Source organism: Streptomyces avermitilis MA-4680 = NBRC 14893 (genome assembly GCF_000009765.2).
GTDB classification, from domain to species: Bacteria; Actinomycetota; Actinomycetes; order Streptomycetales; family Streptomycetaceae; genus Streptomyces; species Streptomyces avermitilis.
This window is the reverse complement of the sequence record NC_003155.5, coordinates 3,081,088-3,107,282: the sequence shown is the minus strand read 5'-3', so window position 1 is coordinate 3,107,282 and position 26,195 is coordinate 3,081,088. Positions and strand designations below refer to the sequence as shown.

The following is a 26,195-nucleotide window of genomic DNA, read 5'->3' as shown; positions in this document are numbered from 1 at the left end:
TAGTTGCCGTGGAGCCGCCGTCGATCACGTGTGGAAATTTGTTGAAGGTAGCCAAGGGGGTCGCGGCGGCAGCATCAACGGTCGCCCCCGGGAAGGTAGGGCCGTACCACGGCTGCCGCCGAGGCTTCCACGACCATTTGCGGCAAACCGGCAGATCGGCCGAAGAGTGATGTCTGAAGCGGCCCCGTAACTGAGCTAACACGCGGCTCTGTTGGACTGGATGCGCACAGTGACTACAGTGGTAAAAGCGTTGTGTGGCGCGGCTCGCTTTGCGATCGTATCGAGGGCCGAACGGCAGTGCGCACGACGGTCATACGGGGAAAACGGGGAGGAGTGTCGTGCTTCCGGCAGACATGGTGGGGGGCGTGTCGGCTACCAGGGCGGCGAACCTGGAGGTCAGTGGTGAGGCGTTGTCCACGTTCATGAAGCGGGTGGACACGGTCCTCAGCGAGCTCGAGGCGTCGGCGGGCAACCCGAAGCGGGTCGGTGCCCAGACGATCCGGCCCGCGTCGCTGAACAGCGGCAAGCAGGGTGCCTTTCCTGAGGCGGACGACCTGTACGCGCAGTACAACGCGGTCCACGAGAAGCTCACTTCCCTCTCCAGGACCCTGCACCTGCAGATCGAGGCGATCGGTATCGCCGTTCAGGGCGCGCATCGGGGCTTCGACAACCTCGAAGAGGAGCAGCGTCGGCGGTTCTGGGCGATCCAGACTGAGATCAAGGAGATTCGGGGCGCGAAGGGCAGCGAGCACTCCGGCGACGGCACCAGCTTGAAGGGATGACAATGACCGACAAGCAGCACAAGGCCGACCTGGACCGAGTCGCCAGTCAGAACTCCATCACGGACTTCGCTCGGGGGGTTGAGGAGCGGCCACGAGGTGGGCTCTTCAACAACTTGGTGCGCTCGGCGGTCGACGCCACCCCGTTCGGGCAGGCCATGCACGGCCGTACGAACTTCGAGCTGCACGACCTCAACCAGATGCTCGACCTGGTCGAGCAGACGAACCCGGAGGACCTGGAGTCCTCAGGGTTCGCCCTGTGGGACGCGCGGGACGCCATTAAGGCGGCAGCCAAGGAACTCGACGGCCACATCGAGAACGTCCACTGGGTCGGAGAGTCGGGCGATGCCTTCCGTACGTGGAGCCGTTCGCTCGTCGCCAGCACGCAGAAACTGAGTGACTTCGCCGGCGGGGCGGGCGATCAGATCACCGCCGTCGCTGTGGGCCTGGCGAACGTACGCAGTGCCATGCCACCTCGCGATCAGCGACCGCATGCGACGCGACCCGAGCAGCTCCCGAAGGCCAAGCAGGTCGAAAGTAACGAGGAGTACGCCACTGCCGTCCGGGTGGAGAAGGACCGGCAAGAAGCGATCAACCAGATGAATCGGTTGTCGTCGTACTACTCGGTGTCGCACGAGGCGCTGGTTGCCTTGAACTCGGAGGCGCCGACATTCAAGGCCATGCCTGACGTGGGTGTACCTGCGCCCACCTCATATGCGCAAGTGCATGGTTCGGGAGGGGCGGCCTCGGACGGATCGACCGCCGGCGTGAACCATCACGCGACGGCCGGGGCAGCGGGCCATGCTGGCTCACGCGCCGCAATCGATACGCCTACGCCTTCAATCGATACACCTACGCCTTCCTATGACGCTACCGGGAGGACTCCGCCTCCCGATGATCCTGCCCGTACGAACATCGACAGCGTCGGCACGTTGCCGCCACCCGTAACCGCACCCGGGACCGGTCACACCCCACCAGTCACAGCTGCCCCGGGCACAGGTGGCGGCCCGACCAGCGCGTTCGACGGCGGCTACGGGACCCCGGTTCCCAACGGCACGTCAGGCAGGGGCGGTGGAGCCGGTGGTGTCCGGCCCCCCGCGTCCGCTCAGGGCCGGGCCGGTGCGTCCGGTTTGAGCAACCAGGGCACGGGGCGGTCTGGGGGGAGAGGGCCCATGAACCAGATGGGCCGCCCCACGGCGACTGGACAGTCGGCTGCCAAGAGCACTGCTTCCGGGGCGAAGTCGTCCTCGATGGGCAGAGGTGTCACCGGTGGCACCCCGCGGGTCGGTGGCGAGGCAATGCCACGGGGCGCCGGTGGCCCGACCACTGGTGCCGGCCGTTCGAACGGCGTGGTCGGGGGGCGACCCACGACTGCTGGCGGCGCTTCGGGGAAGGGCGGGCCGAGAATTCCTCGTGGCACGGTCATCGGAGCCGAGGAAACGGCCAACTCCCGGACCGCTGCGAATGGCCGACCCGGCCAGCGTGGAGTCTTCGGAGCGCCCGAGCCCACTGCCAGGCCGGGTTCGAGTGCGACCGCCTCTCGTGGAGGTGCGGGAACGTCGGAGGCTGTCACCGGCAGGCCCTCCGCACGCAACTCTGTTGCCGGAGCCGAGCGCAGCGGCATGACGCGCGGAGGTGTCGGTCTTGTGCGTGGGCCTGGCGGCCAGGCGAAGTCCAGTGATGGGCAGAGCACCGGGGGACCGAAGCGCCCCGAGTACTTGGTTGAAGACGAAGAGACGCATCTGCCCACTCGGCCGCGACGCGATGTGCCGCCGACCATCAGCTGAACGCGAACGAGGACATAACAAAGCCATGAAGTCAGGGACCAGTCGACGAGATGAGCGGACTGCGATCCTCAGGACGTGCTGCGCGAGGCGAGTGCGAGCTGTGGGCGCGGTCGTCGGCGCCCTGACAGTTGTGAGTATGGGGTTCGCCCCGAGTGCCGCCGCGTACGACGCTCAGTCGAAACAGTGGTACTTGGAATCGATGCAGGCCGAGCAGATGTGGAAGGCCAGCACGGGGAAAGGCGTCAAGATTGCCCTTATCGACACAGGGGTGAACGCGGATACGTCCGCGTTGACAGGGCAAGTCCTGGCCGGTGAGGTCCCCAAGTCGGTTGCCTACCACGCCACGGACGACTACGTCGGCCATGGAACGAGCATGGCTGAGTTGATCGCAGGCACGGGGTCCGGCGGTGGGCTGCAAGGTTTGGCGCCGGGTGCGAAGATCGTCCCCTATCGCGTTCAGCTTGAGGGTCTCAAGAGCGGGGCGGAGAAAGACAAGACACCCAAGGCCTGGGAGGCTCTCAGGGCGGCCGCCGACACCGACGCAAAGATCATCAGTATGTCGTTCGGCGGCATGACCACCGATGAGGATGAAGCGGCGGTCAAATACGCCGCGTCAAAGGGCAAGCTATTGATCGCCGCAGTCGGGAACAATGCGAGTGACGGGGGGAGCGGCTTGATCGACTATCCCGCCGCCTATCCCTACGTGGTTGGCATTGCATCGGCCAATAAGTCCTTGACGGTGTCGAAGTTTTCTTCAAGCGGAAACTATGTCGACCTGGTGGCACCGGGCGAGGGTTTCCCCGGCTGGTGTAACGCCAACTTCCGCTCGTACTGCGACGATCGCAACGGTACGAGCCCGGCTGCCGCAATCGCTTCAGCCTCCGCCGCCTTGATCTGGTCTGCTCACCCCGACTGGACGGTCAATCAGGTCACCCGTTCGTTGATCGATACGGCCGGCCGTACTTGGGCGAAGGGCAATCCGAGTAAGTACGCGGGCTATGGGCTTGTCCGCCCCCGCAAGGTCCTGGCAAACCCCCACTACAACGCCGGCCCCGCCTACTCCGACCCGCTCGCCAAGGAGAACAAGACGGATGGAGAGGAGCTGGTGACGGAAGTCTCGCCGGCTCCCTCCCCTTCCGCATCAGCCTCGTCACAAGCCCCGAAGGACACTTCAGGTGGCGCGACATCGGCGGCAGGATCAAGTGCGGAGTCGTCGAACGACAGTAATTCGCTGTGGATTGCGCTGGGCGCAGCCGCCGCGGTCATCGTGATCGGCGGCGCCGGAGCAGCTGTGATGCGGGCGCGACGTGCCAGGTGACGTCGTCGGTCGGTTGTGCCCTGCACCGTTCGTATAGGGCAGGGAACTGCGCTCACCGTTACGGCGGGGAGCCGAGACGGTCGGACTGAGAAAACAGACAGAAGAAGGGCGGGCTGGTTATGGCCACCAATGGCATGAAGGTCAACAATGATCCAGTAATCAAGCTGGAGCAGGACATGTACACCAAGTTCGAGGCCATCAGGGCACGGGTGCACAAGCTTCAGGGTGTCATCGACGGACTTGAGGGCCAGTGGCAGGGAATCGGGCGTGCCGCTTTCGACAAGAAGCAGTACGAGATCAACCAGTCCCTGGGAGCCCTGGGTGGCATCCTCACCGAGGTCATCGAAGGCGTGAACAAGACGCGAAAGATCACGGACGGCAGCGAGGACGAGGTGCGCGCGGCCGTGCAGAAGATCGACCTTCAGGACGGCGCTCCGACGGTCACCGCATCCGCGTTCAACAACTACTGAGCACTGCGGCGCGCATGGCAGTGGCAGTGGCAGTGCATCAAGGGTCATCGGTACGACCGAGCGAGACGAGGTAGACAGGTATGGCGACCAACGCAGACGGAACGCAAGTCACTTATGACGCACTTGACTTCGCGGCGACGAGTATCGGTAACGAGGCGAAGACCCTCGAGCAGGACCTCCAGGAGCTCAAGAAGCTCGTGGCCCAGTGCAAGCAGTACTGGGACGGCGCGGCCCAGGACGCGTTCGACAGCAAGCTCGCCAGGTGGGACAAGGAAGCCAACGACATCCACACCGCGCTGACCGGCATCGGTCACGCCGTCGGTACGGCCGGTGGTACGTACATGGGTGGCGACAAGAAGGCCGCCAGCTACTTCCTGTAGTACGAGGTCGTAGCAGCAAGGCAAGCAAGGCAAGCAAGGCAAGCAAGGCAAGCAAGGCAAGCAAGGCAAGCAAGGCAAGCAAGCAACGCAGGGTGGGCGTGCGCGGGAGACGCCCACCCTCTTGCTGTGCCATTGGAACCACCCAGGGCAAGGGCCCGTCCCCGAGCGCAACTTCATCGTCGGCGGCGCCGAGGGTGACCGCACCGAGCCCGCCCGCCTTGCCGCAGGGGCGAGGTGTCTGGGCCCTCAACTCTCTTGCATGCGCATCCGACGTGGAGATCAAGACAATGCGGGTGTTCAGCGGCAAAAGTGCGCATGGGGAGACACACTCCCCGTGCCCCAGTACGTCCGGATGGCCGCCGACGGAGACCTTGATTTCGTCATGAGCGACAGCACAGTTGTCGTCCTGACCGTGTGCTGAGACGACAGGAACCCCACTCTCAATGAACCCCCGCACCCGCCGCCTGCTCACCTGGTCCGTCGCGGCCGCCGTGGTCCTCTCCGGCGGCGCCTGGACAGCCGAGCCCTACGTCCAGGACTGGGCCGTCGCCCGGGACGTGTGCGACGGAGCCGTCTCCCGGGACACGGTCGACCAACTCATCCCGGAAGACACGCACTTGAAGGAGTCCCGGGGCCGGCAGATCGAGCAGCTGGGAACGTACACCTGCGTGCTCACCGCCAAGCAGGGCGACCACGCGCGCGACTGGGACCTGCTGGCCATGTCGGCCTACACCCGGCGTGACGACCAGGACCTGGCGTTCTTCGACTCCTTCCCGGAGTACGGCTCCGCGACGCACACCGTGCTTCCGGGCGGCCTTCCCGGTTTCGTCGACCGCTTCCGGGACGTTGTACTGCAAGTGCCCTGCCCGGACCTCGGCAAGGACGCGGAGGGACGGGCCCGGAGGTTGGTGTCCCGTGTCTCCTTCGCCGAAGACGCGCTCGTCGGTGCGGGCGGTACGGCGTACCGGGCCGCCGTCTCCTTCACCAACACGGCGTCGAAGCGGCTGGGGTGCGGCGCCGATCCGCTGACGTTGACCAGGACGGCGGCCGCGGCCGCTCTGGCCGATCCGGGGCGAAGCGACGATCCCCGGGGGGTGGTTCTCGCCGACGCGGAGAAGACGCCCTGTGCCTGGGTTGCCGGAGCCGGCCTGCCCGACGGGGTGGACTGGCGGGTGTCCGGGGAAGGCAGCGCGGCGGCACCGCTCGCGTCCTGCCACCTGGACGTGCCGGAGGAGGCGGGGGTGACGGAGGCCGGCGGCGAGTCGATCGGCCTGTACGCCTGGTACGGAGACTGGAGCAATCGGTTCGTCACCCGCGATTCCACGCACGGCGGGAGGTCGTCCATGACGGCCACGGTGCGCTGTGACGGCGAGGCGGCCAACTTCTCCCTGGACTCCTCCGACGGCGTGCGCGACCTCGGTCTGAGCGAGGGCGTGAGCGAGGCCGACGAGCGGCGGTTGCTGCGGCTGTTCGTCGCGGACCAGATGGAGCGGCACGACGGGTGTGTGGGCGAGCCGAAGTTCTCCTTCTGACATCATGCCGGGCGGCGTCGACCGCGCGACACGCTCAAAAGCGCCCCAGCCACAACCCCCGTACATAGTGATCGTCCAGCAACTGCCGTAGTGTGCCCGCTCGTTCGGCCGGAATGTCGCGATCGCGCACCCAGGCGTCGTACACCGTGAACAACTGCTGCCGCCCGTCGAACAAGTCACCGCGTACCCGCGCCGACGGCGGCCGCTCCGCGATGTCGCCCATCGGCGGGCGGGTGGTCACGCGGTCGGCCGCGGGGCGGTAGGCGCCGTCGGTGTGGGCGCGCACCGACTTGTCGAACGCGGCCAGGTCCGTGATCGTGCCGTTCTTCGCGTACCGCGTGCGGGCCTGCATGAGGGCTGCGATGACGTCGGTGATGTCCTCCAGGTCGTTGTCCGGCCAGTCGGTGTCGTACGCGTGCCAGTCCTCGCCGAACTTCTTGTCCTCGGCCTTGCTTTTGGCGGTGAGGCGGGCGGCCGGATCGCCCGCGCGGTCGGTCAGACGTTCCAAGTAGTGTGCGAAGTAGGTGCGTTCGGCGTCGTAGAGGATCGCGAAGGCTTCCGGGTCCTTGGCCAGCTCGGTGATGACAACGCCGAGGGAGACATGGTGTGCGCTGTCCAGACCCTCGTAGAGACCGAAGTTGGTGTGGGCCTCGTGCGGGGCCAGGAAGCGGCCGTAGGGCGTGAAGCCGGTGTCGTCCAGGGCGGCCCCTTCGGCGGATTCCGCGGGGCCGGTCGCGTCGCGGTCATGGCCGTCGGAGACGTCGCGCGTCACGTCCACCACGTACTCCGCCAGCATGCGGGCCACCGCCGGAGCCAGGCCGGGCGGGATTTCCCGGTGTGAGAGCGCCGAGGCGACCGCGAAGGCGGAGCGGGCCTGGGCCATGGTGTGCGGGCTGCCGGAGGTGGTGGCCGAAGTGGCGGCGGTGACGATACGGCCGAGGACCTTGGCCCCGTCGCCGCAGACGCGGTCGTGGGTGAGCAGCCGACGGGCCCGCTGCAGGTTGCTCGCGTCGTCCAGCGGGTCGAGTGCCTTGCGGGCGGCGGCCGGATCACCCGCCAGGGCGCGGGCCTTGGCGGGAACGCTCCAACAGGGCGCCGCGTCGGCCGAGTCGGAGACGGTCAGGGGGATGGCCACCGCCAGAGCCACGACCGCCGTCGCCATGGCGGAGACGAGCAGCCGGTGACTTCGCAGCCAGGCGCGGCGGCCGACGGGGGAGGGAGGCGCGGACAGCGCGGCGTCCCCCTGGTCGGCCCCGTTGCCGGCACCGCCGGCAGCGGATCCGGCGTCGTCATGTCCGATGTGATCGTCGTCCCCGTTGCGCATACCGGCAGGCTAGCGAGGAGCCGGTGCATGGGCTGACGCCGGGGGTGAGGCGTGCTCGAACGGTTGCCCCGCCCCGGCCGGGGCGCCCCCAGCCCCCCGGCCCCTCCCGCGAGCTACTCCGCCTACTCCGCCTACTCCGCCGCAAGCCCCCCGTTGTGCTCTGTCGGCTCCAGGTCGAACTCCCCGTCCCGCGCGCCCAGGACGAACGCCGTCCACTCCGCCTCCGTGTACCGCAACACGGTCTCCGGATCGAGCGACGACCGCATCGCCACCGCCCCGTCCGGCAGATACGCGATCTCGACGCGCTCCTCGTGCTCCTCGGTACCCGGTGCGCTGTGCCACTCGACGCCGGAGATGTCGAGCGCGTACAGCTCGTTCTTCTCGCGCTCCTTGCGGGCCTTGACGTCCTCGTCCACCGTCTCTGCGGCGGTGTTCTCCTGCGTGTCGGCCATGGTGGGCGGCCCCTCTCCGACGTACCTGCTGAACTGTGCGAACGATGAACGGCGCGAACCACGAAGGGTGCGAACCAACCGAGGGATCAGCCTACTGGGGGCCCGGCACCGCGCGCCGGACAGTTTGCGCACGTACTCCTCGGCCCTCAGTACTCCGCGGTTTCCGCAAGTCCCACCTGAATCAAAGGCTTTCCGCGCCGACGTGACACGAACACGCCCCGCCCCGCCGTCATGGGCCGCGGCCGCACCCCGCCGAGCAGGTCACCCTCCCCCGGGTCGCCGGAGAGGACGACGCCCTGCGCGCCGAGTTCCTTGATGCGCTGCATGAAGGTCTCGTAGCCGGCCCGCCCCGCGCCGGCCGTGGAGCGGGCGATGATGAACCGCACGCCCACGTCCCGCGCGAACGGCAGCATTTCGGTGAGGCCTGCCAGCGGATTGCCGCTCGACGTGGACACCAGGTCGTAGTCGTCGATGACGACGTACACCGTCGGGCCGCGCCACCAGCTGCGGTCGCGCAGCTGCTGGGCCGTCACCTCCGCGGTCGGGGTGCGGCGCTGCATGAGGTCGGCCAGGGCGTCCATGTGGTGCTGCATCTGGTTCGACATGGGGATGTACTCGGCCAGGTGCGTAGCCGGGGTGGCGTCCAGCAGGGACCGGCGGTTGTCGACCACGAACAGCTTGGTGCTGTTGCCGTCGTTGCGCTCGGTGATGCGCTTGATGAGCAGCCGCAGGAGATTCGACTTGCCGGACTCGCTCTCTCCGAAGATGAGGAAGAACGGGTCCTGCTCGAAGTCCACGAACACCGGCTCGAGGTTGTTCTCGTCCAGCGCGAAGGAGACACCGAGCTTCGGGAACCTGTCACCGGGCGGCAGCTGACTCGCCGGGAACTCCGTCGGCAGCAGCCGGACCTTGGGCGCGCCGGGCTGTGTCCAGTGCCGCGTCACCTCGGTCGCGAGAGCGGTCGTGGCCTCGGCCAGATCCGTGTCCGAGGACAGGCCGTCGATGCGCGGCACCGCCGCCATGAAGTGCTGCTTCTGCGGGGTCTGGCCGCGCCCCGGCACACCGGTGGGCACGTTGGCGGCGACCTTGCGGTCGAACTCCGAGTCCATGGGGTCGCCGAGCCGCAGCTCCAGGCGGTTCATCAGGTGGTCCTTGAGGTTCGAACGCACCTCCATGGAGCGCGACGCCGTGAGGACGAGGTGGATGCCGTAACCGAGGCCACGCGCGGCGATGTCCAGGACGACCGGCTCCAGCGCCTCGTAGTCCGTACGGAAGTTGCCCCAGCCGTCGATGACCAGGAACACGTCGCCCCAAGGCTGATCGGCCGTCGAGATGTCGCCCCGGGCGCGGCGGGCGCGGAAGTCGGCGATCGAGGCGATGCCCGTGGTGCGGAAGTACTCCTCGCGGCGCGTCATCACGCCGTACACCTCGGCCGCCGTACGCCGCACCTTCTCGGGGTCGAGGCGCGAGGCCACCCCTCCGACGTGCGGCAGGTCGGCCAGGGCGGCCATGCCGCCGCCGCCGAAGTCGAGCCCGTAGAACTGCACTTCGTGCGGAGTGTGCGTCAGCGCGAACGAGGTGATGAGCGAGCGCACGAGGGTGGACTTGCCCGACTGCGGGCCGCCCAGGATCTGCATGTGGCCCGCGGCGCCGCTGAAGTCGGTCCACAGCGGGTCACGCCGTTGCTCGTACGGCTTGTCGACGATACCGACCGGGACGACGAGCCGTCCCGCGCCCTCGTATCCGGGCTGGGTGAGGCCGCGACCCTGCACCGCGGCGAGGCCCGGAAGCAGCGAGTCGAGCGCCGGCGGGCTGTCCAGCGGGGGCAGCCACACCTGATGCGCCGCAGGCCCCTGCGCCTCCAGACGGCGCACGATGACATCGAGCACCGTGTCCGCGAGCGCGTCGTCCTTCTCGTCCGGGGCCTGCCGGCGCTGCTGCGGCACCGGCAGGTACTGCACCGGCACCTCGGCCGCCGTGAACAGCACCGGGCGCCGGTCCACCGGAAGCGGCCCGCCGAGCGCCGCGGCCTGCGAGGAACCGGAGCGGTACACCCCGGACACGTACGCCGCCTTGAAGCGCACCATTTCGTCGGTGCCGAACTTCAGGAAACCGGAACCCGGAACGTTCGGCAGCTCGTACGCGTCGGGGACACCGAGCGCCGCACGCGACTCGGCCGCCGAGAACGTCCGCAGACCGATGCGGTACGAGAGGTAGGTCTCCAGGCCCCGAAGGCGGCCCTCCTCCAGGCGCTGCGAAGCGAGCAGCAGATGCACCCCCAGCGAACGCCCGATACGGCCGATCTGCACGAACATCTCGATGAAGTCCGGCTTGGCCGTGAGCAGTTCGGAGAACTCGTCGATCACCAGGACGAGTGACGGAATCGGCTGCAACGGGGCACCGGCCGCGCGCGCCTTCTCGTAGTCGTGGATGTTCGCGTAGTTGCCCGCGTCGCGCAGCATCTCCTGGCGGCGGTTGAGCTCACCTCGGATCGAGTCGCCCATGCGGTCGACGAGGGTGAGGTCGTCCGCCAGGTTCGTGATCACGGCCGCCACATGGGGCATCTGGGCCATCCCCGCGAACGTGGCACCACCCTTGAAGTCCGCGAGGACGAAGTTCAGCGTCTCCGAGGAGTGGGTGACCGCGAGGCCGAGCACCAGCGTGCGCAGCAGCTCCGACTTGCCGGAACCCGTCGCACCGACGCACAGGCCGTGCGGGCCCATGCCCTCCTGCGCCGCCTCCTTGAGGTCGAGCATGACGGGCCGGCCGTCCTCGCCGAGACCGATCGGTACGCGCAGCCGCTCGGACTGCGAGCGCGGCCGCCACGTTCGCTTGGTGTCGACGGACGCGGCGTCGCCCAGGTTCAGCAGATCCGTGAACTCCAGGTTGGCGAGGAGCGGTTCGTCGTCGTCCCCACCCGTCGCCACGCGCAGCGGCGCCAGCTGCCGGGCGAGCGCCTCCGCGGCCTCGTACGAGAGCACGTCCGGCGTGCCGTCGTAGACCGAACCCTGCGCCGACTCCAGGCGCAGCAGCTGCGGGTGTACGACGACGGAGAGGTCGCCGCGACCGGCGGTGAGGTTGCCGGGCACGACCTCCAGGACCGTCACCCCTTGCAGGCCCTCGGGGCTGGCCAGTATCGATGTGGGAGGCAGGGAGAGACCGTCGAGTACGACGACCAGGTGCGGCTGCTCGGGGACCGGGGCGCCCGCCGGGTGGAACCGCGGGCGGCCCTCCAGGCGGGCGGCGAGCAGTTCCTCCAACTGCATCGGGTCGCCGGCGATCAGACGCCGGCTGCCCGCTCCGTCCGCGAGGCCCGGTGCCTGGGTGTGCGGCAGCCACTTGGCCCACTCCCACTCGGGCAGCGACTCACGGGCGGCCGCGACCGCGATGACCAGGTCCTCGGGGGAGTGCAGGGACGCAAGCGAGGCGGCAAGGGCGCGGGCCGTGCCCCGTACGGTCGTCGGCTCGCCGCTGACCGTGACGTGGTAGAAGGCGCGCAGCGACACCGCCATCGGCAGTTCCTCGAGGACGCTGTACGTGGCCAGGAAACGCTGCATCGCGCTCGCTGTCAGCGGCTCCAGCTCGTCGACCGGGGCGGTCTCCGGCGGCACTAGGGGGGTCGCCAGCGCCTGCGGTCCGAGACCCACGCGCACCTGCGCGAAGTCCTCGTCGCTGGTGCGTCGTTCCCATACTCGACTGCCCTCGGCGACCAGTGCCCACAGTTGCTCGGGCGAAGGGTGCAAGTAGTACTGCGCGTCGCGCTGTGCCTTCGCGGCGTCCGCGGCGGCACGCCGGGTCCGTGACAGGTAACGGAGATAGTCGCGGCGCATGTCCGCCATCTGTCCCTGGCTGCCGCGGCGGTAGCGGATGAGCATCGAGATGCCCATGGCGATGGTGGAGGCCACCATCACCATGCCCATGATCTTCATGAAGGGCTGCGCCTGCGGATTGAAGAAGAACACCACGGAGCCGCCCATGCCGAGCATCGGCAGGAGCTGCATCAGAGCGCCCTCCTGCTGCCCGCGCGGAAGCTCCGGCGGAGGCTGTAGTACGACCTCTTCCGTGGGCACTTCGGACGGCAGCGCCCGAGGCGGACGCTTGACCACGATGTGGCTCACTTCGCACCAATTCCCTTGCCGGACCGAGTTGTTCCGTCCGCCGCCCCGTGTCGGGCGGACGCCGATCGCTGTTTGCGATCCTACTGACGACCGCTGACAACGGTGGGCGGTAGGGTGCCGGTGGTACGCGTGAGCAGCCGCGGATCGGCCCAGGAAAAACGGGCATTGGGCGTGGTTCGGGACAGCCGCTCACCTCGAAGTGACCGGCACGACGGCACAAGGGGCCGACCCCGCGGGGTCGCGGCGCAACGTGCACAGGATCTCCACGGGCGGACGTCCGCGGTCGCCCGCAGAGCTGTGCGCACCACTGATCGAGGGGGAACAGCAGGTGAGCATGACGGCCTCCGTGCCGACCGGCGCGACCGGCGGAGCGGGCACCACGGCCCCTGCCGGGGCGGGCGCAGGACTCGGCTTCTGCCGGGTCACCATCGTGGCGCCCGACAGCCGGATCGATGTGGCGTTGCCCGATGACGTACCGGTCGCCGACCTGTACCCGGAAATCCTGCGACTGTCCCAGCAGAGTCCGGCCGAGGGCGCCCCCGTCGGCTACTCCCTCGTACGCCGCGACGGGTCCGTCCTCGACAGCGCCCGCTCGTTCGCGGCCCAGCGCATCCTGGACGGTGAACTGCTCACGCTGCGCCCGTTCTCCGAGTCGCTTCCGCCGGCCGTCTTCGACGACGTCTCCGAAGCCGTCGCCTCCGCCGTCACCCGCGACCGCAGCCTGTGGAGCGGCGAACTGACGCGCACGGCCGGTCTCGTCGCGGGCGGCATCCTGCCCGCACTGCTCGCCTTCGTGGTCTGGAGTTCCCAGATCCGCCACGACATGCACAGCCTTCAGGGTGTCCTGGCCGCCGTCGCCGGCATCCTCCTGGTCACCCTCGCGTGCGTCCGCGCCCGCGTGTACGACGACCGGGGCTCGGCCGTCGCTCTGGGGCTCGGCGCCCTGCCGAACGTCGCGGTGGCGGGCTCCGGGCTGCTGCCGCTCTCCGACGGGCAGGGGATCGGACGGCTCCAGTTCCTGCTCGCCTGCACGGCGGTCCTGGTCGCGTCCGTGGTGCTCACCTTGGTGTCGCCGAGGGGCGACGGGCCCTTCGTGGCGTTCGTCTTCGCGGCCACGATCGGCCTGCTCACCACCTTCATCGCGATTCTCACGGATCTGAAACCCATGGAGACGGCTGCCGTCTGCGCCCCGCTCTCGGTCTGCGCACTCGCCTTCCTGCCGGGCCTGTCCATGCGCTTCGCCCGGCTGCCCATCGGCTTCGAACCGCCCAACCCGTCCCGCGGCGGCTACGACCCGGGCGAGCCCGCCCCCCAGGAGCCCGTCGACGCCGAGCGCGTCGCGGCCCAGGCCCGCCGCGGTCACGAACTTCTCGTCGGTCTGGTCGGCGGCTGTGCGCTGGTCTCCGTAGGCGCGTCGGTCGTCCTCGGCTTCTCCAGCAACGCGTGGGCACAACTCCTCGCCCTCGCGACAGGCGTGGCGATGCTGATGCGTGCCCATCTGTTCCGCTACACCGCGCAGGTCGGCGCCACTTTGGCCGCCGGCCTCGCGGCTCTCGTCCTCCTTGGCCTCGGGCTCGCCCTGAACCCGCCGCAGGGGTACTGGCGCGGTGCTCTCCAGGGAGACACCACCGCCCTCGACATCCGCAGCGTCTGGCTCGCCGCGGCGGTCGCCGCGGCCACCGTCCTGGTCACCGCGATCGGCCTGGTCACTCCGAAGCGCGGCGTGACCCCCTTCTGGGGACGCTTCTTGGAGATCGCCGAGAGTTTCGTCCTGCTGACGCTGATCCCGCTGGCTCTGGCTGTCTTCGACGTGTACGCGCAGGCGCGGGCCATGACCAGCTAGGGGACCGGCCCTGCTCGGCACGCGCTGCCCGCGCTGATACCCCACACCCCATGACCTCGGGCTCGGCCCGGACCACGCCGACCGGCCGAGCCCCGGCGCGGACCGAGCCGTGATCACCGTCGAGACACGACCACTGTCAGAAAGGCCTCCCAACGTGAGCTTCGGCCCACCACCGTCCGTCTACACCCAATCCGCACTGGCGGCGGACCAGGCCCGCAGCCGCGGCCGCATGAAGGTGGTGGGCGCCGTGGCCGCACTCGTCGTCGCCGTGCTGTGCGTGGGCGGCTGGCTCCTGTTGTCCGCGGGCGACGACGCACCGGCCGATGGCAAGGCGGCCGCCGCCTCGCAGCGCCCTGATGAGATCAGGGAGACGGTCGAGAAGATCCCCAGCACACCCGAGGGCCGGCTGGTGATCGAACACAGCGAGGACGGCCTGGCCAAGAACACCACCGACCCGCGCTACGCGCCCGGCACTTGGGCCACGGGCAAGATCTTCGCCAAGGGTATTGCCCGCAAGGTCGTGGGCTACAAGATCCAGTCCCAGAGCGAGAAGGCGGCCTGGACCCTCGAGCTCGGCGGCCACATCTGCGCCACCAGCAGACATGTCACAGCCGACGGTCGTACGGCGGTCGTCGTTCAGCCCAGCAAGCCCGAGGGCTCCAAGACCGCGGGCGTCTGCAACGAGGTGGTGTTCTTCGATCTGGACACCGGCAAAAAGCTCTGGCAGGCGAAGATGCCCTCGGCGAACCAGGCCTACGTGACGAACACGAACCTGACTCTCACGCGAGGCGTCGTCGCCGTGGCCTGGAGGCATGGCTCGGTGGCTTACGACATGAAGAACGGCAAGCAGCTCTGGGACAGCACCGCTGTTTCCAACTGCGAGGACGAGGGCTTCGCCGGCGGTCGCGCCCTGCTCGCCCTGGTCAGCTGCGGGGAGGCGCCCGACACCAAGTACGAGGTGCAGAAGCTCGACCCCCGCACGGGCAGGGCCGACTGGACGTACAAGGTCGCCGGCGGCATCCAGGCCGTGTACATGCCCTCGTCCGATCCGCCGGTCCTCGCCGTCGCGGCCGGGGACATCACGGTGACCGACTTGATCACGCTGGACGACAAGGGCAAACACCTCGCCACGGTCTCTCTGGCGGGCAATCGCTACGACCCCGGGTGCGGGCAGCGCTACTTCGCGGCGCCGTACTTCGGTGTGATGGAGAACTGCGACAAGATGGTCGTGGGGCGCAAGCAGATGTACGTCGCCACCAAGGAGGGCTTCGACGCCGCTCAGCCGGCGAACTGGATCGTGGCGTTCGATGTCAGAACGGGCAAGACGGCGGGGAAGTTCGACGGACGCTCCTTCCAGTCGGTTCTTCCGTTGCGCATGAGCGGCGACGAGCTTCTGATCTACCGGCGGACCTTCGGCAGCGTCGGACCGGCGGCCGTGGTGCGCTGGAACCCCCGTACCGACAAGGAGTCACCGTTCCTCCTCTTCCACCTCCCGGAGGACGAGGAGTCCGAGCTGAGCGACCCGGAACAGTCGGACATCATCGTCGAGAAGGACAGGGTCTTCTTCGCGAAGCGGGAACTGACCGCCGACGACAAGCACCCCAAGGACCCGGTGCTGGCAGCGATCGGAGTGGGGAGCGCCGGGGTCAGCCACTGAGCAAGAGCCGGGGCGGCAACGCGCGCGTGCCGCCCCTTTGTCCCGCTCCGGGCACTCCGTGGCGGGTCCCCCGCCGTGCGGCGTGGGCTCCGGATCGAATCCGCCGTTCAGGTCCTCCTTTTGTGTCAACGAGCTGTACGGCTGGCCTACTTGCCGCCGTTCCCCCTGGTCAGGGGATCGCGAAGGTACGTCCGTGAGGGCGGCGATTCCGTCAACCCAGCAGGCAGAAAGGCCCCGTTCCAGTGAGTTTCGGTCCTCCGCCGTCTCCCTACACCGCATCCACCCTGGAATCCGAGAACCGGAGGAAGCGCCGTCGGTTGCGGATCCTCGGTGCCGCGGCGGCCGCTGTCGCGGTGCTCTGCGCGGGAATCTGGGGACTTTCCCACACCCCCTCCGACCAGCGCCCGACGGCCTCCCGGCAAGATCCCGACGCCATCCGGGAGACGGTCGAGCGGCGCCCGGCGACGCCGGAAGGGGCGACAGCGGTCACGCGCCGCGCCAAGGGCGTCAAGGCGGGCCAGACCATCGAGGCCACGGGTACCTGGGCGACCGGCAAGGTCTTCGCGAAGACCCTGGGCAACCGCATCACCGGGTTCAAGATCGCGACCAACAAGGAAGCGTGGAAAATCGGCTTCCCCGGCGCTGTCTGCGCCGCCACCCCACACGTCACCGTGGACGGCCGTACCGCCGTGGCCTTCTCGGGCGAGGCGACCAGAACCGACCCGAGCGGTGGGGTCATGAGCGGCCCCTGCGACGAGATCGCCATGTTCGACATCGACACGGGCAAGCGGCTGTGGCACGTCAAGCTGCCCGAGAAGGAACTTGTGCCCGCCACCGTCACCATGACGCGCGGAAAGGTCATCGCCTCCTGGAAGGACGGCTCGGCGGCGTACGCCATGGCCGACGGGAAGCTGCTCTGGTCGCATGTGCCCGGGGCGGTCTGCGGGGACAGCGGGTACGCCGGGGGCAAGGCCCTCGTGCGCCTCGTCAAGTGCGGGAACGCGGACAACAGGCGGTTCCGGGTGGAGGGGACGAACCCCAGGACCGGGAAGTCACTGTGGACCTACCAGGTGGACCCCGGGGTCCAGGACGTCCGTCTGGTCTCCTCGTCCCCCGTCGTCATCGCCGTCGCGGCGGGCGCCCCCGAGATCACCGACCTCATCTCCCTCAGCGACCGGGGCACGGTCCGCGCCTCGCTCTCGGTGCCCGGCCAGAGGTACGTCACCAAGTGCGCCACGGACATCACGGGCCCGGTCGAGACCTGCGAGGCCGTGGTGGTCGGGGACCGGCAGCTGTACGTCGCCACCCAGGGGCGCGACTACGTCGCGGGGAGCGCCCACGGCCAGGTGGCCAACGAGATCGTCGCCTTCGACCTGGCCACCGGGAAGAGCGTCCGGAAGTTCGACGCCAAGGTCGGCCGCCCCATGTACCCCGTCCGGATGAGCGGGGACAGACTCATCGCCTACCGGTCTTCCGTCTCCAGATACGCGCCCAGCGCCGCCGTGAGCATCGACACCGCGTCGGGGAAGGAGACGCTGCTCCTGCTCTTCGGCACCGACGGCATGTCGTTCTTCGACTACCTGGACGTCCGCTACGAGCACGGCCGCATCTTCTTCGCCGCCACCACCATCGACGGGCCGGTGAACAAGGACGGCGAAGGGGAGAGCGAATGGCTCGCCGACGGGTTCGAGACCAGCGGCTGACCGCCCCAGGACCTCGGCCGAGCGCCTCCGTACAGCCTGGTACCCTGTGTAACGGCCGTTCGTGTACGCACCCCCGGACCCCGCCCCAGGCGCCGCAAGGATCGCCCAGGGATCTGGAGGCCGCGCCCAGCGGATCCCCGCCTCCCGAGTAACGGAAGCTCCCCCGAGACCAAGACCGGGGGCACTCGGTGGCCTCTTTCAGACTACGAGGAGTACGCGTGTCGCTCGACGCCGCTACGAAGAAGCAGATCATCACCGAGTTCGGTACCAAGGAGGGCGACACCGGCTCCCCCGAGGTCCAGGTCGCCATGCTCTCGCGCCGGATCTCGGACCTGACCGAGCACCTCAAGACCCACAAGCACGACCACCACTCCCGTCGTGGTCTGCTGATCCTGGTCGGTCAGCGTCGCCGCCTGCTGCAGTACCTGGCCAAGAAGGACATCCAGCGCTTCCGTGCGCTGGTCGACCGCCTGGGCATCCGCCGCGGTGCGGCGGGCGCCAAGTAAGACGCCGTGAAGGGAGCGGTTCCCATGACTTAGGGGGCCGCTCCCTTTGCTGTACGTACGGAAACGTGCGGAGTGTCGCTGCCCCTTTGTAGTGTGGTAGCACAACGCAATACGTACGACACACAACGTGGTACACCGACAGCGCACAGCGATGACGGCACGCCACACCCAACGAGGAGAAGCGCACCTCGCCGCCGCCGGTCCTCGGTAGTGGCCCCCGGGGGAAGTGAGCCCCGGGTGCTTCGATCGAAGACCGGCCCGCACCAGTGGAGCGCTTCTCCGACCACCGTCCCCCTGCCACACGGGCAGCCCGGGACAAAAGACGAAAAGTATCGGAGAAAACGCTAGTGGAGAACGAGACCCACTACGCCGAGGCCGTCATTGACAACGGTTCCTTCGGCACCCGCACCATCCGCTTCGAGACGGGCCGCCTGGCCAAGCAGGCCGCCGGCTCCGCCGTCGCGTACCTGGACGACGACACCATGGTGCTGTCGGCCACCACCGCCTCCAAGAAGCCCAAGGAAAATCTCGACTTCTTCCCCCTCACGGTGGACGTCGAGGAGCGGATGTACGCCGCCGGCAAGATCCCCGGCAGCTTCTTCCGCCGCGAGGGCCGTCCCTCCGAGGACGCGATCCTCACCTGTCGCCTGATCGACCGCCCGCTGCGCCCGTCCTTCAAGAAGGGCCTGCGCAACGAGATCCAGGTCGTCGCGACGATCATGGCGCTCAACCCCGACCACCTGTACGACGTCGTCGCGATCAACGCCGCGTCCGCGTCCACGCAGCTGGCCGGCCTGCCCTTCTCCGGCCCGATCGGCGGCGTCCGCGTCGCGCTGATCAACGGCCAGTGGGTCGCGTTCCCGACGCACACCGAGCTCGAGGACGCCGTCTTCGACATGGTCGTCGCGGGCCGCGCCCTGGAGGACGGCGACGTCGCGATCATGATGGTCGAGGCCGAGGCCACCGAGAAGACCATCCAGTTGGTCGCGGGCGGCGCCGAGGCGCCGACCGAGGAGGTCGTCGCCGCCGGTCTGGACGCCGCGAAGCCCTTCATCAAGGTGCTCTGCAAGGCTCAGGCCGACCTCGCCGCGAAGGCCGCCAAGCCGACCGGCGAGTTCCCGGTCTTCCTCGACTACCAGGACGACGTCCTGGAGGCCCTGACCGCCGCGGTCAAGAGCGAGCTCTCCCAGGCGCTCACCATCGCCGGAAAGCAGGACCGCGAGGCCGAGCTGGACCGCGTCAAGGAGATCGCCGCCGAGAAGCTGCTCCCGCAGTTCGAGGGTCGCGAGAAGGAGATCTCCGCCGCGTACCGCTCGCTGACCAAGTCCCTGGTGCGCGAGCGCGTCATCAAGGACAAGGTCCGCATCGACGGCCGAGGCGTCACGGACATCCGTACGCTCGCCGCCGAGGTCGAGGCCATCCCGCGTGTGCACGGCTCGGCGCTGTTCGAGCGTGGTGAGACCCAGATCCTGGGCGTCACCACCCTGAACATGCTCCGTATGGAGCAGCAGCTGGACACCCTCTCCCCGGTGACCCGCAAGCGCTACATGCACAACTACAACTTCCCGCCGTACTCCGTCGGCGAGACCGGCCGCGTCGGCTCCCCGAAGCGCCGCGAGATCGGCCACGGCGCGCTCGCCGAGCGCGCGATCGTGCCGGTCCTGCCGACGCGCGAGGAGTTCCCGTACGCGATCCGTCAGGTGTCCGAGGCCCTCGGCTCCAACGGATCGACGTCCATGGGCTCGGTCTGCGCCTCCACCATGTCGCTGCTGAACGCCGGTGTGCCGCTGAAGGCCCCCGTCGCCGGTATCGCCATGGGCCTGATCTCCCAGGAGATCAACGGCGAGACGCACTACGTCGCCCTCACCGACATCCTCGGTGCGGAGGACGCCTTCGGCGACATGGACTTCAAGGTCGCCGGCACCAAGGAGTTCGTGACCGCCCTCCAGCTCGACACCAAGCTGGACGGCATCCCGGCCTCCGTCCTGGCCGCGGCCCTCAAGCAGGCCCGCGACGCCCGCCTCCACATCCTCGACGTGATGATGGAAGCGATCGACACGCCGGACGAGATGTCCCCGAACGCCCCGCGGATCATCACCGTCAAGATCCCCGTGGACAAGATCGGTGAGGTCATCGGCCCCAAGGGCAAGATGATCAACCAGATCCAGGAGGACACCGGCGCCGAGATCACGATCGAGGACGACGGCACCATCTACATCGGTGCCCAGGTCGGCTCGCAGGCCGAGGCCGCCCGCGCCACGATCAACGGCATCGCCAACCCGACCATGCCGGAGGTCGGCGAGCGCTACCTGGGCACGGTCGTCAAGACGACCACCTTCGGTGCGTTCGTGTCGCTGCTCCCGGGCAAGGACGGTCTGCTGCACATCTCGCAGATCCGCAAGCTCGCCGGCGGCAAGCGCGTGGAGAACGTCGAGGACGTGCTCGGTGTGGGCGCCAAGGTCCAGGTCGAGATCGCCGAGATCGACTCCCGCGGCAAGCTCTCCCTCATCCCCGTGGTCGAGGGCGAAGGCGACGACGAGAAGAAGGACGACACCGACAAGTGACGTCTCGTAGCTCCACGGCGACGGCCCGCACCTCCTCGGAGGCGCGGGCCGTCGCCCGTACCCAAACCCTCGTCAAGGGCGTCAACGGCATCGGTACGGTCCGCAAGACCACCCTCCCGGGCGGCCTGCGCATCGTCACCGAGACGCTGCCCTCGGTACGCTCGGCGACCTTCGGGATCTGGGCCCACGTCGGTTCCCGCGACGAGACGCCCACGCTGAACGGCGCGACGCACTACCTGGAGCACCTGCTCTTCAAAGGCACGCACAAGCGCAGCGCCCTGGACATCTCGTCGGCCCTCGACGCGGTCGGCGGCGAGATGAACGCGTTCACGGCGAAGGAGTACACGTGCTACTACGCGCGCGTGCTCGACACCGATCTGCCGCTCGCCATCGACGTGGTCTGCGACATGCTGACCGGCTCGCTCATCCTCGAAGAGGACGTCAACGTCGAGCGCGGCGCGATCCTCGAAGAGATCGCGATGACCGAGGACGACCCGGGCGACTGTGTGCACGACCTGTTCGCGCACACGATGCTCGGCGACACCCCGCTCGGCCGCCCGGTCCTCGGCACGGTCGACACGGTCAACGCCCTCACCGCGGACCGCATCCGCCGCTTCTACAAGAAGCACTACGACCCGACCCACCTCGTGGTCGCGTGCGCGGGCAACGTCGACCACAACAAGGTCGTACGACAGGTCCGCGCCGCCTTCGAGAAGGCGGGCGCCCTGAAGCAGCCGGACGCCACCCCGATCGCCCCGCGCGACGGCCGCCGCGCCATCCGCACCGCGGGCCGCGTCGAGCTGCTCGGCCGCAAGACCGAGCAGGCCCATGTCGTCCTCGGCATGCCGGGTCTCGCCCGCACCGACGAGCGCCGCTGGGCCCTTGGCGTACTGAACACGGCGCTCGGCGGCGGCATGTCCTCGCGCCTGTTCCAGGAGGTCCGCGAGAAGCGCGGCCTGGCCTACAGCGTGTACTCGTACACCTCGGGTTTCGCCGACTGCGGCCTGTTCGGCGTGTACGCGGGCTGCCGCCCGAGCCAGGTCCACGACGTGCTGAAGATCTGCCGGGACGAACTCGACCACGTCGCCGAGCACGGCCTGTCCGACGACGAGATCGCCCGCGCCATCGGCCAGCTCAAGGGCTCCACGGTCCTCGGCCTGGAGGACACCGGTGCGTTGATGAACCGTATCGGCAAGAGTGAGCTGTGCTGGGGCGAGCAGATGTCCGTCGACGACATGCTGGCCCGGATCACCGAGGTCACCCCGGACGATGTCCGTTCGGTCGCCCGCGACATCCTGGGACAGCGGCCCTCGCTGTCGGTCATCGGCCCGCTCAAGGACAAGCAGGCGTCCCGTCTGCACGAAGCGGTCGCGTAAGTCCTCGACTAAGGAATCAAGAACATGAGCAAGTTGCGCGTGGCGGTCCTCGGTGTCAAGGGCCGCATCGGATCCGAGGCGGTACGAGCCGTCGAGGCAGCCGAGGACATGGAACTGGTGGCCGCCCTCGGCCGAGGCGACAAACTGGAGACGCTGGCCGACACCGGCGCCCAGGTCGCCGTCGAACTGACCACGCCGGCCTCGGTGATGGGCAACCTCGACTTCTGCGTACGCCACGGCATCCACGCCGTGGTCGGTACGACGGGCTGGACCGACGACCGCCTCGCGCAGCTGAAGGGCTGGCTGGCCCAGTCGCCGGAGACGGGTGTGCTCATCGCGCCCAACTTCTCCATCGGGGCCGTGCTGACCATGAAGTTTGCGCAGCTCGCGGCGCCGTACTTCGAGTCCGTCGAGGTCGTCGAGCTGCACCACCCGAACAAGGTGGACGCCCCCAGCGGCACGGCCACGCGCACCGCCCAGCTCATCGCCGAGGCCCGCCGCAAGGCGGGCAGCGCTCCGCAGCCCGACGCCACGGTGACGGCCCTGGACGGTGCCCGCGGTGCGAACGTCGACGGTGTCCCGGTGCACGCGGTCCGCCTGCGCGGCCTGCTCGCGCACCAGGAAGTGCTGCTCGGCGCCGAGGGCGAGACCCTCACCGTCCGCCACGACTCGCTGCACCACAGCAGCTTCATGCCGGGCATCCTGCTCGGCGCCCGCCGTGTCGTCACCACTCCCGGCCTCACGTTCGGCCTGGAGCACTTCCTGGACCTGAACTGACGGACATGCGCGCCAAAATCACGTACGCCGTCACGGCCGCCGTCCTGGTCGTCTACTTCGTCCTGGTCGGCAGCCGCGGTGTGCTCCTGATCCAGAACGGCACCCTGGTCACCGTCACCTTCGGTGTCGCGGTGCTGATCCTGCCGGTCATCGGTGTCTGGTTCCTCTGGAAGAACACGCAGTTCGTCCGGAAGGCCAACGCGCTCGCCGCCGAGCTCGACGCCGAGGGCGGCCTGCCCGTCGACGAGCTGAGGCGCACGCCGGGCGGCCGCATCGACCGGGACTCGGCCGACGAGGTCTTCGCCCGCCGCAAGGCCGAGACCGAGGACGCCCCGGGCGACTGGCGCAGCTGGTTCCGTCTCGCCGTCGCCTACCACGACGCCCGCGACACCCCGCGGGCCCGCAAGGCGATGCAGCGCGCCATCGCGCTCCACGAGGGAAGGCCGGTCGAGGCCTGAGCCCTTTCGACCCCGGAACGCGTCGGGGGCCGGCCCGCGAGTGCGGACCGGCCCCTCAAACACACGTTCGCCTCGGCTCAGCTCCGCCCGTACTCCGACGCCCAGGCCTCGACCGCGTCGGCCGCCCGGTCGAAGGCCGCCGCACGCGCCAGGAAGTCGGCGCCGTGCGTGGTCAGCAGCGACGGCTGGTCCTCGGGGGCACGATCCCCACGTACGAGGATCAGCGCCTGCCCCTGAACCGTGCGCGGCAGCCCGAGCCAGCGCACCGGCTGCTGAACCGTGCGCACCGCGACGACCTGCTCCCACGGCGTGGTGCCCGTACGCAGGAAGCCGACCCGGCGCACTCCGCGCGCGCTCACCCAGACGCCCATGCGCAGCATCCGCAGCGCGCAGGCGATCACGACGGCCGCGATCCCCAGGACCGCTCCGGCGCCTGAGGCGGTGCCGGTGAGCGCGATGACGACCGCCGCGGCGAGCACGTACGACGCGAGCAGGAGCAGAAGTGCGGCCATGCCCACCCGCCAGGGACCTGGCCGGTACGGGCGCCGCCAGCGGTCGCGGTCGTCGTAGGGCAGCGGGAGGTCGTCCGCCGCCTCGTCAAACGTGCGGTCGGCCGTCAGGAAGGGCAGGGGCACGACTCATCCTCACTCAATTCCATTCATGGGCTGTGCCCGGTGAGGTTATCGAGCCGTGTCCTTGCTCACCACCCTTGGGGGGCCATGGGGGTGCCTCCCCGCGCCACTCGGGCGGTGGACGGGCGTCAGTGCCCCCGGGACGCCTCGGAATGCTGCGTCGTCGCAGGTGACTGGTCGAGTGACAGCGAAGGCATCCCGACGACCAGCGCGCCCACGAGCCCGGCGATCACGGTGAGTCCCAGGAGCCAGCGCCCGGCCGTCTGACCGGCGGACGCCCGCTGGCGGGGCGGCGGGGTGACATTGCTGCGGAACTTGTCGGCTTCGGCGATGAAGGCGAACGGAACGGGCTCGCGCCGACGGAACATGGGGTGTGCTTCTCCTCTGGAGGCTCGAACGGATCACTGTCACCCATACAGACGAACGAACGCCCCAAGAGGTGCCCAGTTTCGCCGAATTCGCAGAAGTTCGGCGAGGAATGTCGCGGCACGGCACCGAACGCCCCGTTGTCAGTGCCGGGCCGTAGAGTGGGCGCCGCCCGAGAGATGTGATGGGAAGGACCCTCCAAGCCGTGACCGACACCCCCGCCGACGACCTCAAGCCCAGCTTCCGCAGCGACGTCACCGTCGAGTTGGTGAAGCACAGCGCGGCCGACTCGGACGTGCTGTGGGCCGCCCGCGTCTCCACCGCCGGCGAGCAGTCCCTGGACGAGCTGAAGAAGGACCCGGAGCGCTCGAAGGGCCTGATCAACTACCTGATGCGGGACCGGCACGGCAGCCCCTTCGAGCACAACTCGATGACGTTCTTCATCAGCGCCCCCATCTTCGTGTTCCGCGAGTTCATGCGACACCGGGTGGGCTGGTCGTACAACGAGGAGTCGGGCCGGTACAGGGAGCTCGAGCCGGTCTTCTACGTCCCGGGGGAGTCCCGCAAGCTGGTCCAGGAGGGCCGCCCCGGCAAGTACGTCTTCGTCGAGGGCACCCAGGCACAGCAGGAGCTCACGGGCCGCGTCATGGAGGACTCGTACCGTCAGGCGTACGAGGCCTACCAGGAGATGCTCGCCGCCGGCGTCGCCCGCGAGGTCGCCCGCGCGGTCCTCCCCGTCGGCCTCTTCTCCTCGATGTACGCCACGTGCAACGCCCGCTCGCTGATGCACTTCCTCGGCCTGCGCACCCAGCACGAGCTGGCCAAGGTGCCGTCCTTCCCGCAGCGGGAGATCGAGATGGTCGGCGAGAAGATGGAGGCGGAGTGGGCCAAGCTCATGCCGCTGACGTACGCGGCCTTCAACACGAACGGGCGCGTGGCGCCGTAACGCACCCAGACCGCTCTGCACGCGCCTCAGTCCCCGTGTCGGGCACAGATGTGCGGCCAGCCCGGCGAAGTGTCCGTATTGCGGCATTTCGGGAAGTTCATCTAGCCTGATCAAACGGACCCGGCACTGCTTGAACCCCCGAGCAGGCAGTGCCGGGCTCCGCATTTGTCACGACTTGTCGCGTCCCCCGAGGGCAGACCCCATGTTGAGCAGCGAGTAGCGTGTTACCCATGGCTCCGACCTCCACTCCGCAGACCCCCTTCGGGCGGGTCCTCACCGCCATGGTCACGCCCTTCGCGGCGGACGGCGCACTCGACCTCGACGGCGCGCAGCGGCTCGCTGCCCACCTGGTGGACGCAGGCAACGACGGCCTGATCATCAACGGCACCACCGGCGAGTCCCCGACCACCAGCAACGCGGAGAAATCGGATCTCGTACGAGCCGTCCTGGAGGCGGTCGGCGACCGAGCCCACATCGTCGCCGGCGTCGGCACGAACGACACGCACCACAGCATCGAGCTGGCGCGCGCGGCAGAGAAGGCCGGCGCGCACGGCCTGCTGACCGTCACGCCGTACTACAACAAGCCCCCGCAGGAGGGCCTGTACCGGCACTTCACGGCGATCGCCGACGCGACCGAGCTGCCGGTGATGCTCTACGACATCCCCGGCCGCAGCGGCGTACCGATCAGCACCGAGACGATGGTCCGGCTCGCCGAGCACCCGCGGATCGTCGCCAACAAGGACGCCAAGGGCGACCTGGGCCGCGCGAGCTGGGCGATCGCCCGCTCGGGTCTGGCCTGGTACTCCGGCGACGACATGCTGAACCTCCCGCTGCTGTCCGTGGGTGCCGTCGGCTTCGTCTCGGTGGTCGGCCACGTGGTCACGCCCGAGCTGCGCGCGATGGCGGAGGCGTACATCGGCGGGGACGTCCAGAAGGCGCTGGAGATCCACCAGAAGCTGCTGCCGGTGTTCACCGGTATGTTCCGCACCCAGGGCGTCATGACCACCAAGGCCGCCCTCGCCCTCCAGGGCCTGCCCGCCGGACCGCTGCGCGCCCCCATGGTCGAGCTCTCGCCCGAGGAGACCGCTCAGCTCAAGATCGATCTTGCCGCCGGCGGGGTACAGCTCTAACACCAGACTTCACAACTGAATACGCAGGGCTCACGTGCCTGCACCCCACACCAACAACTGCTTTTGCACGAACGTCA

The 26,195-nt window shown here is 68.8% G+C and carries 21 protein-coding genes; 16 read left to right on the top strand and 5 right to left on the bottom strand.

The window, feature by feature from the left end:
* Nucleotides 1-338: 338 nt before the first annotated feature.
* From SAVERM_RS13230 to SAVERM_RS13210, 6 genes are all read left to right on the top strand, one after another.
* Nucleotides 339-782 carry a hypothetical protein gene (locus SAVERM_RS13230; RefSeq protein ID WP_037652030.1) on the top strand — a complete coding sequence of 148 codons (444 nt, stop codon included), beginning with the start codon at nt 339-341 and terminating at the stop codon, nt 780-782.
* 2 nt (nt 783-784) lie between these two features.
* Nucleotides 785-2,566, top strand: coding sequence for a WXG100 family type VII secretion target (locus SAVERM_RS40015; RefSeq protein WP_078234461.1), 1,782 nt, complete (start codon nt 785-787; stop codon nt 2,564-2,566).
* A 91-nt stretch (nt 2,567-2,657) separates the two neighbouring features.
* A complete protein-coding gene (locus SAVERM_RS13225) occupies nt 2,658-3,884 on the top strand; it encodes a S8 family serine peptidase (RefSeq protein ID WP_282957454.1) in 1,227 nt (408 codons plus the stop codon).
* A 119-nt stretch (nt 3,885-4,003) separates the two neighbouring features.
* The gene (locus SAVERM_RS13220) at nt 4,004-4,354 is read left to right on the top strand and encodes a WXG100 family type VII secretion target (RefSeq protein ID WP_010983969.1); all 351 of its coding nucleotides are present in this window, start codon (nt 4,004-4,006) and stop codon (nt 4,352-4,354) included.
* An 80-nt stretch (nt 4,355-4,434) separates the two neighbouring features.
* Nucleotides 4,435-4,734, top strand: a complete 300-nt coding sequence (locus SAVERM_RS13215) for a WXG100 family type VII secretion target (RefSeq protein WP_010983968.1) — start codon at nt 4,435-4,437, stop codon at nt 4,732-4,734.
* Nucleotides 4,735-5,177: 443 nt separating this feature from the next.
* Nucleotides 5,178-6,266, top strand: a complete 1,089-nt coding sequence (locus SAVERM_RS13210) for a hypothetical protein (RefSeq protein WP_010983967.1) — start codon at nt 5,178-5,180, stop codon at nt 6,264-6,266.
* A 34-nt stretch (nt 6,267-6,300) separates the two neighbouring features.
* On the opposite strand, the gene SAVERM_RS13205 is transcribed toward SAVERM_RS13210, so the two are convergent.
* The 3 genes from SAVERM_RS13205 to eccCa all read right to left on the bottom strand — a co-directional run bounded on the left by SAVERM_RS13205 (nt 6,301) and on the right by eccCa (nt 12,160).
* The gene (locus SAVERM_RS13205) at nt 6,301-7,590 is read right to left on the bottom strand and encodes a hypothetical protein (RefSeq protein ID WP_010983966.1); all 1,290 of its coding nucleotides are present in this window, start codon (nt 7,588-7,590) and stop codon (nt 6,301-6,303) included.
* Between the two features lie 131 nt (nt 7,591-7,721).
* Complete coding sequence (locus SAVERM_RS13200; RefSeq protein ID WP_010983965.1) at nt 7,722-8,042, bottom strand: DUF397 domain-containing protein; 321 nt, start codon at nt 8,040-8,042, stop codon at nt 7,722-7,724.
* 146 nt (nt 8,043-8,188) lie between these two features.
* On the bottom strand, nt 8,189-12,160 hold the full coding sequence (gene eccCa, locus SAVERM_RS13195; RefSeq protein WP_010983964.1) for a type VII secretion protein EccCa: 3,972 nt from the start codon (nt 12,158-12,160) through the stop codon (nt 8,189-8,191).
* 334 nt (nt 12,161-12,494) lie between these two features.
* On the opposite strand from eccCa, the gene eccD reads away from it, so the two are divergent.
* The 8 genes from eccD to SAVERM_RS13155 all read left to right on the top strand — a co-directional run bounded on the left by eccD (nt 12,495) and on the right by SAVERM_RS13155 (nt 23,044).
* Nucleotides 12,495-14,003 (top strand): type VII secretion integral membrane protein EccD, encoded by a 1,509-nt coding sequence (gene eccD, locus SAVERM_RS13190; RefSeq protein ID WP_010983963.1) that lies wholly within the window; start codon nt 12,495-12,497, stop codon nt 14,001-14,003.
* Nucleotides 14,004-14,157: 154 nt separating this feature from the next.
* Nucleotides 14,158-15,660, top strand: coding sequence for an outer membrane protein assembly factor BamB family protein (locus SAVERM_RS13185; protein WP_010983962.1), 1,503 nt, complete (start codon nt 14,158-14,160; stop codon nt 15,658-15,660).
* Nucleotides 15,661-15,977: 317 nt separating this feature from the next.
* Complete coding sequence (locus SAVERM_RS13180; protein WP_048894236.1) at nt 15,978-17,363, top strand: outer membrane protein assembly factor BamB family protein; 1,386 nt, start codon at nt 15,978-15,980, stop codon at nt 17,361-17,363.
* A 218-nt stretch (nt 17,364-17,581) separates the two neighbouring features.
* Nucleotides 17,582-17,869: a 30S ribosomal protein S15 gene (gene rpsO, locus SAVERM_RS13175; protein WP_005479656.1), complete on the top strand. Its 288-nt coding sequence runs from the start codon at nt 17,582-17,584 to the stop codon at nt 17,867-17,869.
* Between the two features lie 347 nt (nt 17,870-18,216).
* A complete protein-coding gene (locus SAVERM_RS13170; protein WP_010983960.1) occupies nt 18,217-20,433 on the top strand; it encodes a polyribonucleotide nucleotidyltransferase in 2,217 nt (738 codons plus the stop codon).
* On the top strand, nt 20,430-21,809 hold the full coding sequence (locus tag SAVERM_RS13165) for a M16 family metallopeptidase (protein ID WP_010983959.1): 1,380 nt from the start codon (nt 20,430-20,432) through the stop codon (nt 21,807-21,809). The genes SAVERM_RS13170 and SAVERM_RS13165 overlap by 4 nt, the downstream gene beginning before the upstream one ends.
* 24 nt (nt 21,810-21,833) lie before the next feature.
* Nucleotides 21,834-22,586, top strand: a complete 753-nt coding sequence (gene dapB, locus SAVERM_RS13160; RefSeq protein WP_010983958.1) for a 4-hydroxy-tetrahydrodipicolinate reductase — start codon at nt 21,834-21,836, stop codon at nt 22,584-22,586.
* A 5-nt stretch (nt 22,587-22,591) separates the two neighbouring features.
* The gene (locus tag SAVERM_RS13155) at nt 22,592-23,044 is read left to right on the top strand and encodes a tetratricopeptide repeat protein (protein WP_010983957.1); all 453 of its coding nucleotides are present in this window, start codon (nt 22,592-22,594) and stop codon (nt 23,042-23,044) included.
* A gap of 77 nt (nt 23,045-23,121) precedes the next feature.
* Here the strand turns inward: SAVERM_RS13155 and SAVERM_RS13150 are convergent, their stop codons facing one another.
* Complete coding sequence (locus SAVERM_RS13150) at nt 23,122-23,679, bottom strand: hypothetical protein (RefSeq protein ID WP_010983956.1); 558 nt, start codon at nt 23,677-23,679, stop codon at nt 23,122-23,124.
* 125 nt (nt 23,680-23,804) lie between these two features.
* The gene (locus SAVERM_RS13145; protein WP_010983955.1) at nt 23,805-24,044 is read right to left on the bottom strand and encodes a hypothetical protein; all 240 of its coding nucleotides are present in this window, start codon (nt 24,042-24,044) and stop codon (nt 23,805-23,807) included.
* 203 nt (nt 24,045-24,247) lie between these two features.
* On the opposite strand from SAVERM_RS13145, the gene thyX reads away from it, so the two are divergent.
* Both thyX and dapA read left to right on the top strand, forming a co-directional pair.
* Nucleotides 24,248-24,988: an FAD-dependent thymidylate synthase gene (gene thyX / locus SAVERM_RS13140; protein WP_010983954.1), complete on the top strand. Its 741-nt coding sequence runs from the start codon at nt 24,248-24,250 to the stop codon at nt 24,986-24,988.
* Between the two features lie 230 nt (nt 24,989-25,218).
* Entirely contained in the window at nt 25,219-26,118 is a 900-nt protein-coding gene (gene dapA, locus SAVERM_RS13135; RefSeq protein ID WP_010983953.1) for a 4-hydroxy-tetrahydrodipicolinate synthase, read from the top strand.
* The last annotated feature ends 77 nt before the right edge of the window (nt 26,119-26,195 follow it).